Annotated in this window: 14 protein-coding genes; 5 read left to right on the top strand and 9 right to left on the bottom strand. The window is 72.0% G+C overall.

The features are described 5' to 3' along the window. Positions 1 to 6 precede the first annotated feature (6 nt). Positions 7 to 852, bottom strand: a complete 846-nt coding sequence (locus ACFYW1_RS17515; protein WP_388993067.1) for a class I SAM-dependent methyltransferase — start codon at positions 850 to 852, stop codon at positions 7 to 9. A 130-nt stretch (positions 853 to 982) separates the two neighbouring features. Here ACFYW1_RS17515 and ACFYW1_RS17510 point away from each other — a divergent pair, with 130 nt between their 5' ends. Further along, positions 983 to 1,606: a TetR family transcriptional regulator gene (locus ACFYW1_RS17510; RefSeq protein WP_388993064.1), complete on the top strand. Its 624-nt coding sequence runs from the start codon at positions 983 to 985 to the stop codon at positions 1,604 to 1,606. 307 nt (positions 1,607 to 1,913) lie between these two features. On the opposite strand, the gene ACFYW1_RS17505 is transcribed toward ACFYW1_RS17510, so the two are convergent. Together ACFYW1_RS17505 and ACFYW1_RS17500 are read right to left on the bottom strand one after the other, a co-directional pair. Next, positions 1,914 to 2,594, bottom strand: coding sequence for a permease prefix domain 1-containing protein (locus ACFYW1_RS17505; RefSeq protein ID WP_388993061.1), 681 nt, complete (start codon positions 2,592 to 2,594; stop codon positions 1,914 to 1,916). Next, positions 2,591 to 2,932, bottom strand: coding sequence for a helix-turn-helix transcriptional regulator (locus tag ACFYW1_RS17500; protein WP_388993058.1), 342 nt, complete (start codon positions 2,930 to 2,932; stop codon positions 2,591 to 2,593). Before ACFYW1_RS17500 ends, ACFYW1_RS17505 begins: the two co-directional genes overlap by 4 nt. A 159-nt stretch (positions 2,933 to 3,091) precedes the next feature. Here ACFYW1_RS17500 and ACFYW1_RS17495 point away from each other — a divergent pair, with 159 nt between their 5' ends. Then, a complete protein-coding gene (locus ACFYW1_RS17495; RefSeq protein WP_388993055.1) occupies positions 3,092 to 3,628 on the top strand; it encodes a hypothetical protein in 537 nt (178 codons plus the stop codon). Positions 3,629 to 3,750: 122 nt separating this feature from the next. On the opposite strand, the gene ACFYW1_RS17490 is transcribed toward ACFYW1_RS17495, so the two are convergent. Beyond that, positions 3,751 to 6,051, bottom strand: coding sequence for a hypothetical protein (locus tag ACFYW1_RS17490; RefSeq protein WP_388993052.1), 2,301 nt, complete (start codon positions 6,049 to 6,051; stop codon positions 3,751 to 3,753). Positions 6,052 to 6,422: 371 nt separating this feature from the next. Here ACFYW1_RS17490 and ACFYW1_RS17485 point away from each other — a divergent pair, with 371 nt between their 5' ends. Continuing rightward, positions 6,423 to 6,728 (top strand): hypothetical protein, encoded by a 306-nt coding sequence (locus tag ACFYW1_RS17485; RefSeq protein ID WP_388993049.1) that lies wholly within the window; start codon positions 6,423 to 6,425, stop codon positions 6,726 to 6,728. 138 nt (positions 6,729 to 6,866) lie between these two features. Here ACFYW1_RS17485 and ACFYW1_RS17480 read toward each other — a convergent pair whose 3' ends face one another. Together ACFYW1_RS17480 and ACFYW1_RS17475 are read right to left on the bottom strand one after the other, a co-directional pair. Next, positions 6,867 to 7,604, bottom strand: a complete 738-nt coding sequence (locus ACFYW1_RS17480) for a GNAT family N-acetyltransferase (protein WP_388993046.1) — start codon at positions 7,602 to 7,604, stop codon at positions 6,867 to 6,869. Between the two features lie 72 nt (positions 7,605 to 7,676). Next, the gene (locus ACFYW1_RS17475; RefSeq protein WP_356933429.1) at positions 7,677 to 8,474 is read right to left on the bottom strand and encodes an SDR family NAD(P)-dependent oxidoreductase; all 798 of its coding nucleotides are present in this window, start codon (positions 8,472 to 8,474) and stop codon (positions 7,677 to 7,679) included. A 242-nt stretch (positions 8,475 to 8,716) separates the two neighbouring features. Between ACFYW1_RS17475 and ACFYW1_RS17470 the strand changes: the two genes are divergently transcribed. Then, complete coding sequence (locus tag ACFYW1_RS17470; RefSeq protein ID WP_388993042.1) at positions 8,717 to 9,211, top strand: MarR family winged helix-turn-helix transcriptional regulator; 495 nt, start codon at positions 8,717 to 8,719, stop codon at positions 9,209 to 9,211. Between the two features lie 143 nt (positions 9,212 to 9,354). On the opposite strand, the gene ACFYW1_RS17465 is transcribed toward ACFYW1_RS17470, so the two are convergent. Further along, positions 9,355 to 10,278 carry a phosphotransferase family protein gene (locus tag ACFYW1_RS17465; protein WP_388993040.1) on the bottom strand — a complete coding sequence of 308 codons (924 nt, stop codon included), beginning with the start codon at positions 10,276 to 10,278 and terminating at the stop codon, positions 9,355 to 9,357. Between the two features lie 72 nt (positions 10,279 to 10,350). Further along, the gene (locus tag ACFYW1_RS17460) at positions 10,351 to 11,196 is read right to left on the bottom strand and encodes a prephenate dehydratase (protein ID WP_388993037.1); all 846 of its coding nucleotides are present in this window, start codon (positions 11,194 to 11,196) and stop codon (positions 10,351 to 10,353) included. A 464-nt stretch (positions 11,197 to 11,660) separates the two neighbouring features. Here ACFYW1_RS17460 and ACFYW1_RS17455 point away from each other — a divergent pair, with 464 nt between their 5' ends. Next, positions 11,661 to 12,413: a 2-phosphosulfolactate phosphatase gene (locus ACFYW1_RS17455; RefSeq protein WP_388993034.1), complete on the top strand. Its 753-nt coding sequence runs from the start codon at positions 11,661 to 11,663 to the stop codon at positions 12,411 to 12,413. Between the two features lie 47 nt (positions 12,414 to 12,460). Here the strand turns inward: ACFYW1_RS17455 and ACFYW1_RS17450 are convergent, their stop codons facing one another. Next, the gene (locus tag ACFYW1_RS17450; RefSeq protein WP_388993031.1) at positions 12,461 to 13,357 is read right to left on the bottom strand and encodes an alpha/beta fold hydrolase; all 897 of its coding nucleotides are present in this window, start codon (positions 13,355 to 13,357) and stop codon (positions 12,461 to 12,463) included. Positions 13,358 to 13,459: the final 102 nt, after the last annotated feature.

Raw genomic sequence — 13,459 nt, 5'->3', positions numbered from 1 at the left:
GGGCGGTCATTCGGGGCGGGTCGCGGTGACCAGCCAGGCGGTGCTGAGCAGGCGGACCGACCCGTTCTCCTCGTGGTCGCGCAGGTGCTCCTCCAGTGCTTCGCGGGCGCGGTCCCGGGTTTCCTCGGACACCTGACCGGTCAGATGGCGCCCCGGTCCGGTGCCCAGGAGGAAGGCCGCCGCTTCCTCGGCGTTCCGCCCCCAGTCCCCGTACGCCTCGACCCGTCGCAGAGCCGTGCGTACGAAACCGGCTCCGGACAGCACCTCGCGGATGCGGTCCGGGTCCGCCAGGGAGAACATCCCGGGGCGTCCCGGCGCCCCGAAGTCCCCGAGGGGCAGGTGGTCCCGCAGCGCCGCCATGGCCCGCACCCACCCGTTGAGGACGGCGTCCGCGGCGCAGACGAACGCCAGTCGGCCGCCGGGGCGCAGGGCGCTTCCGATGTTGGCGAACGCGGCCGTGGGGTCGGCGAAGAACATCACCCCGTAACGGCTGACCGCCGCGTCGAAGGTGCCGGGTCCGAAGGGGTGGACCTGGGCGTCCGCGTGCTCGAACGCCACGTTGCCGAGGCCCTCCCGCTCGGCGCTCGCACGGGCGCGTTCGAGCATGGGGCCCGACAGGTCGATGCCGAGGGCCCGTCCGTTCACCGCCCGGCGCGCGGCGAGCCGCGTCGTCCGCCCCGATCCGCATCCGACGTCGAGCACCCGGTCGTGGCCGCCGATGGCCGCGGCGGTGAGCAACGGCTGGTCGAAGCCCGCGTTCACGGCGTCCCAACGGTCCTGGTTGCGGGCCCAGTACATGCCTTCGTAGCCGTTCCACGCCTGAGCCTGTTCGGTGTTGACGACGTTGCGCATCGGATGCCTTCCTGTCGGGCGCCGGTGGGCGAGCCTATGATGGGCGTGCGCCCATACGGTATGGGCACACGCCCATACCGGCAATCCCCAAAACGGCCGGGGCGGACGGCGACAACATCGGGAGGGGCTCATGTCACCGCGTGGAGTGGCGATGCCCGACGTCAGGGAGCGGCTGTTCGCCGCCGCGGAACGCGTACTGGAACGGGACGGGCCGGGCGCCCTGACCAGCCGGGCGATCACCACCGAGGCGGGCTGCGCCAAAGGCATGCTGCACGCCCGTTTCGCCGGGCTGGACGAGTTCGTCGCCGAGCTGTGCCTGGACAGGTTCGCGCGCACCGCGCGGCTGGCCGAGGAGTTGCCCGGCCTGGCGGGCTCGGACACGGTGGCGGCGAACCTCATGGGCGTCGCGACCGCGCTGTTCGAATCCGGTGGCCCCGTGATCGCCGGTCTGGCCATGACGCGCCCGGCCGCCGCCCTCCGGATACGCCAGGAACTGGAGGGCGGGGCACCGGGGTTCTCGGCCGTGCAGGAGGCGATCGCACGCTACCTGGACGCCGAACAGCGCCTCGGCCGCATCGCGAAGGGCACCGACACGGCCGCTGTCGCGCTCGCGCTGGTCGGAGCCGTTCACCATCTCCTGATGACCGGTTGGCCCGGCGCGCCGGACCCGCGCGAGCAGGTGAACGGGCTGGTGGCCATGCTGGCGAGCGGGGCCACCGGGGCCGTGCGCGGCAGCGTTCCCGCCGAGGAGTGACGTCCGGCCCGGCACCCGGCGACCGGCCCACTGCGACCGGTCCCGGCCCCGGCGGGGACGCCCCGCAAAAGGGTTCGCCCCCGCCGGGTCCGTCCCTCTACGCTTCCCGGAGCGGGACTGCGCAGTTCCCGCAGGTTGCGGGGCTGTGGCAGAGCGGCCCATTGCGATCGGTGCGGGCAAGGCCCTCCCACACCGACTGACGGGGATCAGGGCGGGCCTGCCCCCCCACCGTCCACGGGTTCGAATCCCGTCGGCACCCGCAACCGACCGAACACCCCTGCCGAGGTGCCGTGTTCCTGCCGGAACCTCAGCAGGGGACGGCGACGGACAGCCGGGCGCACTCGCGACAGGCTCGCGCCGAAGCGGCGACCTTGGCGTGGAAGACGATGACCACCACGCCCGCGACCAGACTCGACGGCCAGTCCGTCGCGAGCACCGAGGCAAGGGCGAGCGTGAGGGCGCCTGCCCCCAGGGTCACCGCCGTGGTGGTCGCGGTCCAGGCGACGACGAGCGGCAGCCGGTGCGGGGTGGGAAACCGGCGCGCGAGGGCGCCGGTGACACCGAGGGCCGCCGCCGCCAGGAGCGAGGCCGAGACCGCGACGCCGCCCAGGTGGGCGATCAGCAGCGGGACCGGGTCGGGCAGTCGATGCCCCATGGAGTCGCCCCACGCTCGCGCCGGATACCAGCACATGAGCAGCAGAGGGGCGATCAACGCGACCGTGCGGGCGGTGTGGCGGGCCTGGACGATGGTGAGTTCCCGCTGGAAGCTCGGCGCGATCTCGGCCACGGTGCCGAACTCGTGCACCGCCCGGCGGGCGGCCTCGCGGGCGGATTCGGGCCCCTGCGAAAGGTCCGAGGCGGCGTCCACGAGCCCCTCGCGGAACTCCGTCACCATCCGGGACTTGACCCGGGCGGGGCCGTGGAGCGCCGCGGCCAGTTCCGCGACACGGGACTCGATGGGATCGGCGTCACCGCCCGGCGTCCTCACGTCGCGTGTCCGGGGCCCGGGGCCGGTTCCAGCACGGCGCCGATGGCGGCCGTGAACTCCTTCCACACCGACCGCTCCGCCGCCAGGCTGCGGCGGCCGGCGTCGGTGAGTTCGTAGCAGCGCCGACGGCGTTCGCCCTCGGACTCCCAGACACTGCGCAGCAGTCCGAGCCGTTCCAGCTTGTTGAGGGCGGGGTAGATGGTGCCCTTGCGCAATTCCAGCACGCCGTTGCTGCGCTCCTGAACCGCGGTGATGACCGCGTAACCGTGCAGCGGGCCGGATTCCAGCACGGACAGCAGAAGCCCGTCCAGATGCCCGCGTACCGCACTCGCCTTCATGGTCAGGCAGCCTACCCAAAGCGCGCACGGGCGTGCTACCTATAGGTAGACAGCCAATCCATTGGTGAGCAACCCATCGGTTGCAATCCGTTGATGGCAATCCATTGGTGGCAATTCGTTGGTGGGCAATCCATCGACAGGCGATCCGGAAGGGTTCCGATGACCGAACTCCTGCTCTCGGTGCATGTTCTGGCGGCGATCCTGGCGATCGGGCCGATCACCGTCGCGGCCTCGATGTTCCCCCGCTTCATCCGGGAACCGGACGCCGAGGGCGGCGGTCCGGAGGGTCAGAACGTCCGCACCGCGGCGCTCCTGCACCGGGTGTGCCGGGGGTACACCGTTCTCGGCGTCGCCGTCCCGGTCTTCGGGGCCGCCACCGGCGCCCGGCTCGGTGTCCTGACCGACGCCTGGCTGCTGGCATCGGTCGTGCTGACCGCCGCCGCGGCGGCCCTGCTGTTGCTGGTGATCCTGCCCGGACAGGGGCGGCTGCTGGCCCGTCCCGCAGAAGCGAACACCGCCCCCGGGATCGGTGCCGGGGGCGGGGCCGGTGCCGATGCCGGGGGTGTCACCGCGACCGCGGCGGCGACGCGGTCGGCGGCGGCGCGGCTGGCCATGATCACGGGCGTCTTCAACCTGTTGTGGGCGGTCGTCGTCGTGCTGATGATCGTGCGCCCCGGCTCCACCACGGGGGTCTGAGCGCCGTGCGCGCGCCGCGGATCACGGCCGGCCGAGCGATGGCGGGAACCGCGGGAAGGTGACGGGGCTGACGCTCGCCTCGTGAATGTTTCTCCCGGTGCGCGGGGTCCGGGGGCCGGGGGTCAGCGGCTGTCTCCGAGTGCCCTGTCGAGACGCTGGGCCTGCCGCCACCGCTGGAACTCGGGCAGGTTCGCGAGGTCGGCGAGGTCCTCGAAGCCGGGGTCGCGGGTGAGGACCTGGTCGGCCACCCGGTAGGCGTCGTCGGTGCGGCCGAGGGCGAGCAGGATACGGATCCGGGTGTCGTGGATGAAGTCGTGCGACGGTCCCTCGGCCTCGACCAGCGCCTGTTCCACGGCGGCCAGCGCACGCTCCGGTTCGCCGATGCGCAGCAGGTGCCAGGCCAGGGCGTTGCCGGTGCGGCGCCTGACCTCCTCCTGGAAGGCGCCCTCGTCGGTGAAGTGCAAGATCGTGTCGGGCAGCAGGGCCATGGTCCGTTCGGCGTACCGGACGAGTTCGGCGTCCAGGGCGGGGCGGTCGGCGTCCGGTGCGTTGTCGGCGAGCCCGCCCAGGACGTCGACCAGGGCGTAGTGGGCGTAGAGCTGGTCGTGATCGGAGTAGCACGCGCCCGGCACGCAGAGCGCGATGGCCTTCTCGTAGGCGGCGACCGCCTCCTCGCCCCCCTTGGCGGAGCCTTCCTTGACCAGGGCGTGCACGGCCTGCCAGTTCGGGTCGTGGACGACCTCCTTGGCCCCGGTGCCCCTCAGGTCGAGCCGGGCGCCGGGAAACGTCGCGCGCAGCCGGTCCAGCGTCGGCCGGTCGAGCCCGCTGCCCCGGAGCTCCGCGGTCTCCAGGTGGCGCAGGGCGAAGAAGGCTTCAGGAAGGGTGGTGAGCTCGTTGAACGCCAGGTCGATGTGGCGGAGGTTCGGCGTACGGGCGAAGGCGTCGGCGGGCAGGGCCCTGAACGCGGTGCGCACCTTCTCCCCCTCGAAGGTCTCCTGACCCCAGCGGTCGAGTTCCAGGTGCTCCAGCGTCGTGATGTCCCAGATGCCGGTGAGCAGGTCCCTGGAGGCCGGGGGCTGTCCGGTCCACGGGGTGTGGCCGCTGAGCCGCAGCACCCGCAGGCGGGGCAGCCGGGCCAGCTCGGGCAGCCGGGTCAGCCGGGCGGACGAACAGGAGTTGAGGTTCAGTTCCTCCAGCGCGATCAGGTCCAGCAGTGTGTCGGGGACGGACTCCAGCCAGGTGTCGGACAGGTCGAGGGAGCGCAGTCCCGTCAGGCGGGTGACGGCCTCGGGGAACGGGACCAGCGTGTCGCAGTAGTAGGGCCCCTGGTTCAGCCGGGACAGGTCCAGCTCACGCAGTGAGCGCAGCCGGTCGATCCACTCGGGGAGCCGGCAGGTCAGGTGCGCGGCGCGCAGTACCTCCAGCCGGTCGAGGGCGCCGAGGGATTCGGGGAGCTGCGTGAAGCGGTTCCCGGACACGTCCAGCACCCGGAGGTCGTGGAGCGCGCCGATCGATTCGGGCAGACCGGTCAGCCCCGTTCCCGACACGTCGAGTTCTTCCAGGGCGGTGAGTTCGCCGATGCGTGGGTCGAGGGCGCCGAGATCGGCGTTGTCCGCGAGGGACAGGACGCGCAGTCGGGGGAAGGCGAGCAATTGCTCCGGGAAGCCGCGGAGCCCGCGTCCGGAGAGGTCGAGTTCGGTGACCTCGTCGGCCCGGTCCAGCAGGAGGTCCAGTTCCTCCAGCGCCATGACGTGGCGCGGACGCACCCCGGCACGCAGTATCTGTCGCCCCTCGGCCATGGCGCGCTCGATCAGCCGTGCCTCGGCCTCGCCGTCCTCGCCCAGCAGCTCGGGCAGCAGGATGCGGTCCAGTTCGTCCTCGGTGAAGTCGACCGGGTGGTTGGTGCGGTAGGTGTCGGCGACGAGAAGTGCCTGCGGCTGCTCGGCAAGGTGCAGGCCGAAGTACAGCATGCCGATGACGATCGACGCGCGGACGCCGCCGCGCACCGTGAGGATGCCGCCGTCGTCCCCGTACGATCCGCAGACGCCACCCGTCACTTCCAGGTTGCCGTGCACCAGCGTGTTGGGGCAGCCGGACAGGAACACGTTCCGGGCCCGCAGGTCGCCCGTCACGACGAGGAAGTTGCCGCTGCTGTAGTCCCACCAGTCCAGGTCGCCGTCGACGGTCAGGTCACCGTCCACGACGGTGTTGTACGGGATCCAGTCCTGGTCGCCCTCCGGTTTCAGGTGCCCCGCGACGTGCAGCCCGCCCTCGTACAGCCGGATCTCCTGCTCGTCGGCGAAATCTGCGTACGGGTGGGCGATCCCGTCGGAGATCCGGAAGCGTTCCTCCGCCTCCTCGACGGTGATGACGCGGTACCCGGCGGGTGAGTTGACCGTGGTCATGGGGTCCTGGTCGGTCATTCCTGGTCGCTCCCTTGCTGGTGTCCAAGTGGCCCGGGGAGGGCCTGTTCGGTGGGGCCGCGTACGGGCCGGGCGGCCGGGGGAACGGGCCCGGGGTGGTGCTCTTGCGGCTCCCGACGCCTCCGGGGTCCTCGACGCTCCGGGGCACGCCGGTCGTGGCGACGGCCACCCCGCTGCCGGTGTCCGCCAGCAGCGTTCTACAGCACGGCTGTGACAACGCCGCCCCGTGCCGGTCGTCCCCGTGGCCGCGGCCCTCGCGCCCGCCGTCCCCGTGCCCGGGGCGGCGGGAGCGGGGCGGTCTGCGGTGCGGCACCGTCGAGTAGCCTCTGCGGAACGAACTCGACCGAATCCGAGCGATCTGTGAGCGACCAGTGATCCGAGACCTGTACAACGTCCGGTGGCAGCCCGCGGAGGACGGTCCCACGCCGCTCACCGCCGAGGAGGAGCAGCGCGCGCGGACTGTGTTGTTCAGCGAGCTCGGCAACACGATCGCCGACCGGGGCTGGGTCAGGTTCCCCGCGTACTCCCCCGAGGAGCGCCGCCGGCTGATCGACGTCGCGCACCGCCTCACCTCCCACTGGGGGCAGCAGGTGTTCGTCGAGGCCGAGGACCAGTGCTCGTTGCGGCTCTTCCTCTCCGGCCACGAGGTCCGGCCCGCACAGCCGTCACTGCCGTAGCCACAGCTGTTGCCTTTTCCCGGGACAGGGTCATGGCCATGCCCCCGCCCGCACCCGGCATCGAGAGCCACCCCCGCCTGCCCGACCGCTTGATCGTCGCGGTCGGGCGCGGCTGAACCAGCGGCCGGGCCGGCCCGATCACCCGGGCAGGTCCCCGGCGATCTCGACGCTCAACTGGAAGCCCAATTCCTCGAAGCCCAGCGCGCCCGCGACGCGCCGGGAGGCGGGAAGCCGCGCACGCCACTGCGGCAGCAGTCCTGCGGCGAGGGCATGAGCGACCGTCGCCGAACCCGTCGCCCGCGCCAGCCCCCTCCCCCGGGCCGTCGGCGCGGTCAGCACGCCGATGTGGGCGGTCCGGCCGGGCCAGGTCCGATAACCGGCGGCAGCGACGACCCGGCCGTGCTCGCGGACCACGAAAGCGGGCGATGTGATCTCGTCCAGCGCGGCCTCTCCGGCGTCATCGTCACCGGCCGACTGTTCCAGACGCCGCAACTCCGGGTGACAGGACGGCAGTTGCTCCACCACCGGCCCGCCCGTTCCCACCGGGCGAAAACCTTCGGGGGACGCGTACGACAGCGCCGCCGGTCCGAGCACCCCTGCTGCGGGCAGCGCCTCCCGGACCCGGGCACCGTCCACGAGGGCCCCCGCCGGCAGCCGCCCCAGCGCCTCCCGGACGATCACGGCGGCGTCCCCGGTCGGTACGGTCACGATCACCGAGCCGCCCAGGGCCACCACCCCGGCCCAACCGGCCGGGCACAGCCCCGATGACGGGGAGACCACCACGTCCACGCCGCCCGCGGGTGCGAACGACACGGGCACCCCGGCCAGGTTCTCCCACAGCCCGCGGGCCCGGAGCAGCAACACATCCTTCGACATGGCCCCGATCCTGCCAGCCGGGATCAGGACCAGGGGCCGGAAACCGGCGGGAGGACCTCGGGGGCGTGGGGGTCAGCCGGGGAGCATGGCACGCCGGCCGGGGGCCGCGGAGGACTGCATGCTCATGCCGCCGTCGACGACGAGGAGTTGTCCGGTGAGGTAGCGGGACTCGTCGGAGGCGAGGAACACCATGGTGTGGCCGATGTCCTCGGGAGAACCCAGGTACGGCAGGGCGTTGCCCTTCCTCAGCGCCTCGACGACGTCCGCGGGAAGGTTGTTCTCCAGGGCGGGCGTCATGACCGCGCCGGGGGCGATGGCGTTGCAGCGCACGTTCTGCGGGCCGTACTGGACGGCGATCGACTTCGTGATGCTGACCACCGCCGCCTTGACCGCGCCGTAGGAGGTCTGCAGGACGTCACCGACGAGCGCGGCCACGGAGGCCGTGTTGATGATGGAACCGCCACCGGCCCGGATCATGTGGGGCACCGCGTGCCGGGAACCCAGGAGGGTGCTGCGCATGTTGAGGGCGACGGCCCGGTCGAATTCGTCCATGTCCATGCGCAGCAGGTCCAGGTCCTTGCGCGGGTTCGTCCCGCCGACGTGGTTGCACAGGACGTGCAGGGAGCCGAACTCCCCCACGGTCGCGGCCACCATGTCGGCGACCGAGCCCTCGTCGGTGACGTCCACGGTGACGGGCAGCGCCCGGCCGCCCGCGGCCTCGACGATCCCGGCGGTCTCCTCGGCGCTCCGCGCGTCGTGGTCGGCGACCACGACGCGGGCACCCTGCCCACTCATCAGCTCGGCGGCGGCCCTTCCGATGCCGCTGCCCGCGCCGGTGATGACCGCGACCTTGTCCTTGAGGCGTTCCATGGCCATGTCCTTTCGAGGCGGATTCCCGCCGTGGAGCGAGCGGTGCGTACGGAGTCGCGGGAGGCCACTTCTCCGCGTGCGCGGACACCGGGGGCGCTCTCACCGAGCCCGATGAGCATCGTGCACATAATATGCACAATACACACCGTGTGCACTGTGCACAAAAATGGCGACGCGGCCCTCGTACCGGAAGCGGAATGGGCGATGATGAGGGGAACCGATGGTGGAAGAGGTCCGAGGGCATGAGTGAGCAAGAGCGTCGGCTGGGCGATCTGGAGCGGGAGCTGACCCTGCTGTCCCGGCATTTCGTCGCCGCGCGGGGGCCTCGCATCGGTCAGAGCCTGGAACGCTCGGCCTACGTCCTGCTCACCCGGCTGGAAGTCGGCGAGCCGCTCACGCTGAAGGAACTGGCGCACACCTTCCAGGTCGACGTCTCCACCATCAACCGCCAGATCAGCGCCATGCTCCGCAACGGCCTGGTGGAACGCATCCCCGACCCCGACGGCGGGCTGGCCCGCAAGTTCCGCCCCACCGAACTCGGCCTGGAGCGCCTGGAGGCCGATCGCGCCATCAGTCGCGCGGGGACCACGCGCCTCATCGGGGCGACGGGGTGGACGGACCGGCGGACCGAGCAATTCCTCACCCTGCTCGTCGAGTTCAACCAGGGCATCGAGCGGCTCGAAGGGCTCTCCTGGTCCCGCACGGCCGGGACGGAGAGCCCCCCGGCCACGGACTGAACCGGTACGCGGACCGAACCCGTACGCGGACCGGCCCTGCGTACAGGACTGCCCCATACGCGAAGCCCGGCCCCACGCACGGTTTGTTCAGAAGAAAGGCCCGTTCAGGAGGATGGCCTTTCAGGCGGACGGCCCGGTCGGCGTCACGCCGTGGCGAACCACTCCTCGGCGAGCGAGGACAGCGTCCGCTTCTCCGGTGTCCCCAGTTCCCGCAGGTACCAGGGGAGGTTGCTGTACACGTGCAGCAACGTGCACGCGAGGAGCCGGTCCGGTTCGAAAGTGTGGCCGTACGCGCCCGTGAGCCGGGCGAGCAGTCCCGGTTCGCCCCGGGTGACGAACACGCCGACCCCGACGAAGTCGTACGCGCGGTCCCCGATCATGGCCGGTTCGAAGTCGAAGAGTCCGGTCAGGCGCCATCCGTCGGGATCGACCAGGAAGTGCTGCCGCATGACCTCGGTGTGCAGCAGGGAACGATGCGGATCGCGGGGCAGCGGGGTCGAGGCGAGGAACTCCGGGATCTGCTCCAGCCACTCGGCCGCCAGCCCGTGTCCGCGCTGCTGTTCCACGGTTTCGTCGCGCCGCCGGTCCACGAAGGCACCCCAGTCGCCGGGGCCGAGGAGGTCCGCGAGGGGGCCGGGGTCGAGGGAGTGCAGGACCGCGAGGGCCTCGCCGATTTCGGCGACGAGCCGTTCGCGGTCGGCCTGCGGCACCCGGTCCCAGGCATGGGCCAGGTTCTCGCCGCGGAGCCGGGACATCAGGACGTACCGCCAGCCGTTCTCGTACGTCCCGGCCTCGCGCACCCGCGGCGTCTCCATGGGCAGCCGCCCCTGGAGGTGGGACAGGACGCGGCCCTCGGTGACCCCGTCCCGCGCGGCGGCGCCCGGGAACAGTTTGAGGACGTGTTCGTCGCCCACCGCGTAGACCGGCTGCGATCCCTCGGGGAACCGGGTCAGCGGTTCACCGGCCAGCCCGAGGCGCGCGCAGAGATCCTCCGCCCCGGGCCGCATCACCGTCTCGTCGAGGACGACCGCGTCCCATTCCTCATTCGTTTCCACCGGGGGCAGCATGATCCGGACCGTAGGCTGCCCGGCCCGGTGGGAGCAACGGGATTTTCCGTACGGCGGCGCTCGCTCCGCCGCTCAGCCGATGTGCTCCCTGCGGCGGTGCGGGTGGGCCGGGTACACGCCGAGGATGCGCACCTCGGACGAGAAGAAACGCAGCTCGTGCAGGGCGAGTTCGACACGGGACTCGTCGGGGTGTCCCTCGATCTCGACGTAGAAGCGACTGGCGTTCAGCCCGGCGCCCATCTGGTAGCTCTCGATCTTGGTGAGGTTCACCCCGCTGCTCGCGAATCCGCCGAGCGCCTTGAACAGGGCGCTGGGGATGTTCCGCACGCTGAAGAAGAGGCTGGTCATCGTCGGTTCGCCGGTGTTCGGCGCGAGGACGGAATCCCGTGAGAGGACGACGAACCGTGTGGTGTTCTCCGGGTCGTCCTCGACCTGCGACCGCAGCACCTCCAGGCCGTAGAGTTCCGCGGCGGCCGGCGGGGCGAGCGCCGCGTGCCGCGGGTCGCCCAGCTCCGCCACCTCACGGGCCGCCCCCGCCGTGTCGTCGCTCACGAGGGTGCGCCAGCCGCCCTCGCGCAGGACCTTCCGGCACTGCCCCAGGGCGTGCACATGGCTGCGTACGTACTCCACCCCGTCGGGCGTCGCGCCGGGAACGCCCATGAGGTCGAAGCGGATGGCGAGGAAGTACTCGGCGATGACGAACAGGCCCGACTCGGGCAGCAGTTGGTGCACGTCCGCGACGCGTCCGGCCGCGGAGTTGTCCACCGGGATCACCGCCACGTCGGCCATGCCGAACGTCACGGCGTCCAGGGCCTGCTCGAAGCTCGTGCAGGCCAGCTCGCGCCCCTCGGGGTACAGGACGCGGGCAGCGGTCGCCGAGTTGGACCCGGGCTCACCTTGGTATGCGACGGTCGTCACCGTGTTTGGCCTTCCGCTGTGAAATGTCTCGCCGGGTGGAAGAGGTCCACCGCGAGCCGTATGTGCTGCAAGTGGCAGTAGCAGTATCGACGCGTCTCCCGGGACCGGGGAACGCGGGAACGGCGGTCGGCACCGTCGTCCGCGCGACGGGAGACCGGCCGTTTCCGCCCGGATCGCCCCTCGCCGGTGCCATGTTCCCCATCGCGCCGTAACAGGTCCTGGTTATTACGCCGTAATAGGTTCCGGCCCCGTCCCGAAGGGTTCTTCCTCCGGGCCCCGGCCGCGGGGCCGCTGCTCCCGGCGCCCGGTCGGGCGACAGAAAGCGTCCACCCCGGTGCGTGTCCGACTGCTCGTCAAGTTCCCCTTTCTATCGCATCCTTGGCCCCGCTTCCATCGCGTCCCCGGCCTGCCCGCGCGGTGCGCACCGCGTCGCGCCGCGCCGGATGCTGGCATGATCTTCGGTCATGGGTGACTGGTTCATACAGGCGGGCCACGGCGTGCGGTTCGAATGGGGCCCCGACGGGGCGGCCCTCCTGGCGGAGGACGCCGCTTGTCTGGTCGTCGTCGACGTGCTGTCGTTCACCACATCGGTGACGGTCGCGGTGGAATCAGGGACCAGGGTGTTTCCCCACCACCGGCGCGACGAGACCGCGGCGGCCCTCGCCGACGAGGTGGGAGCCCGTCTGGCCGTGGGCCGGAGCATGGTCACCGAGTCCTCGCCGTGGTCGCTGTCCCCGGCGGCGCTGCGCCGCGCTCCCGTCGTTCCCCGGCTGGTGCTCCCCTCGCCCAACGGCTCCACCATCGCCGCGACGGCCGGGGGCTCGACCGTGGTCGCCGGGTCGCTGCGGAACGCGACCGCTGTCGGCCGGTGGCTGGCCGACAGCGGCTACGGGACGGTCGAGAGGCCCGTCGCGGTGATCGCCTCGGGCGAGCGCCGGCCCGACGGCGGTCTCAGGCCCGCCCTTGAGGACCTGCTCGGCGCCGGGGCCGTGATCGCCGCGCTGCGCCGGCACGGCCGGGACCGGATCTCGCCGGAGGCCGCCATGGCGGCCGCGGTGTTCGACGGGACGCAGGACATCGGCGCCGCCGTCGCGGACTGCGCCTCGGGACGCGAACTCATCGGCATCGGTTACGCCGACGACGTCGCCGTCGCGACGGAGCTGGACGCCTGCGGAATCGCCCCGGTCCTCGTCGACGGAGCGTTCACCGCCCCCTGAGCCCTTCGGCCTTCTTCACCCGTCCCTCCGTTCGACCGTTCGGCCCTTCACCCGTTCCCGCCGGGACGACGGGCCAGCAGGTCGCGCAGTGCCTTCACGATGTCGGCCGGGGCCTCCTCCGCCATGAAGTGACCGCACGAGACGGTGGTGTGTTCCAGGTCCGCGGCCCAGGCGCCCCACAGCTCGGCGGCCTCGTACCCGAGCGCGGCGCCCCAGTCCTGCTGGAGGACCGAGACCGGCATCGTGAGCCGCCTCCCGGCCGCGCGGTCGGCCCTGTCGTGCTCCACGTCGATGCCGGCGGAGGCCCGGTAGTCCGCGACGATGGACGGCACCGCGTTCCGGCAGGCCCCCAGGTATGCCTCGCGGATGTCGGCCGGCAGGGCGTCGGGGTCGTCGGTCCAGCCGTCGAGGAAGTGGGAGAAGAACGCGTCGGCGCTCGCCCCGATCATCGTCTCGGGCAGGCCGGGCGGCTGGGCCATCAGGTACAGGTGGAAGCCGACGGCGGCCGTCGTGCCGTGCAGTGCCTCCCACATGTCCAGGGTGGGGAGGACGTCCAGGCAGGCCAGGTGGGTGACGGCGGCCGGGTGGTCGAGTCCGGCGCGGAACGCCACCAGGGCGCCCCGGTCGTGCCCCGCCAGTGCGAACCGTTCGTGCCCCAGACTCCGGGCGAGCGCGACGACGTCGGCCGCCATGGTCCGCTTGGAGTAGGTGTCGGGCCCCTGTTCCCGGGGCTTGTCGCTGTCGCCGTAGCCGCGCAGGTCGGGGCAGATGACCGTGTGGTCGGCCGCGAGGTCCGCGGCCACGTGCCGCCACATCAGGTGGGTCTGCGGGAAGCCGTGCAGCAGAACGACGGGCGGCCCGCTGCCGCCGACGGCGACATTGAGCTCGACGCCCTCGTCCACCCGGGTCCGTCGGTACGCGAACCCCGGAACGGTGCGGTCCATGGTGCTTCTCCTTGCTCCGAGCGAATCCTTCCCGGGCCTCGGCGGCGGGGACCGCCCGCCCGGTGCCTCCACCCTGCGGGGCTCCGATCAGCAACGGATCAG

Source organism: Streptomyces sp. NPDC002669 (genome assembly GCF_042889165.1).
GTDB lineage: Bacteria > Actinomycetota > Actinomycetes > Streptomycetales > Streptomycetaceae > Streptomyces.
Note: the sequence above shows the minus strand (reverse complement) of the source record. Positions and strands in the feature narration are given on the sequence as shown.

Bases quoted from the DNA above. Each gene is read 5' to 3' on its own strand.
- ACFYW1_RS17495 (WP_388993055.1), top strand. From the start codon at position 3,092: ATGACCGAACTCCTGCTCTCGGTGCATGTTCTGGCGGCGATCCTGGCG.
- ACFYW1_RS17500 (WP_388993058.1), bottom strand. From the start codon at position 2,932: ATGAAGGCGAGTGCGGTACGCGGGCATCTGGACGGGCTTCTGCTGTCC.
- ACFYW1_RS17490 (WP_388993052.1), bottom strand. From the start codon at position 6,051: ATGACCGACCAGGACCCCATGACCACGGTCAACTCACCCGCCGGGTAC.
- ACFYW1_RS17450 (WP_388993031.1), bottom strand. From the start codon at position 13,357: ATGGACCGCACCGTTCCGGGGTTCGCGTACCGACGGACCCGGGTGGAC.
- ACFYW1_RS17515 (WP_388993067.1), bottom strand. From the start codon at position 852: ATGCGCAACGTCGTCAACACCGAACAGGCTCAGGCGTGGAACGGCTAC.
- ACFYW1_RS17480 (WP_388993046.1), bottom strand. From the start codon at position 7,604: ATGTCGAAGGATGTGTTGCTGCTCCGGGCCCGCGGGCTGTGGGAGAAC.
- ACFYW1_RS17470 (WP_388993042.1), top strand. From the start codon at position 8,717: ATGAGTGAGCAAGAGCGTCGGCTGGGCGATCTGGAGCGGGAGCTGACC.
- ACFYW1_RS17510 (WP_388993064.1), top strand. From the start codon at position 983: ATGTCACCGCGTGGAGTGGCGATGCCCGACGTCAGGGAGCGGCTGTTC.
- ACFYW1_RS17455 (WP_388993034.1), top strand. From the start codon at position 11,661: ATGGGTGACTGGTTCATACAGGCGGGCCACGGCGTGCGGTTCGAATGG.
- ACFYW1_RS17465 (WP_388993040.1), bottom strand. From the start codon at position 10,278: ATGCTGCCCCCGGTGGAAACGAATGAGGAATGGGACGCGGTCGTCCTC.
- ACFYW1_RS17475 (WP_356933429.1), bottom strand. From the start codon at position 8,474: ATGGAACGCCTCAAGGACAAGGTCGCGGTCATCACCGGCGCGGGCAGC.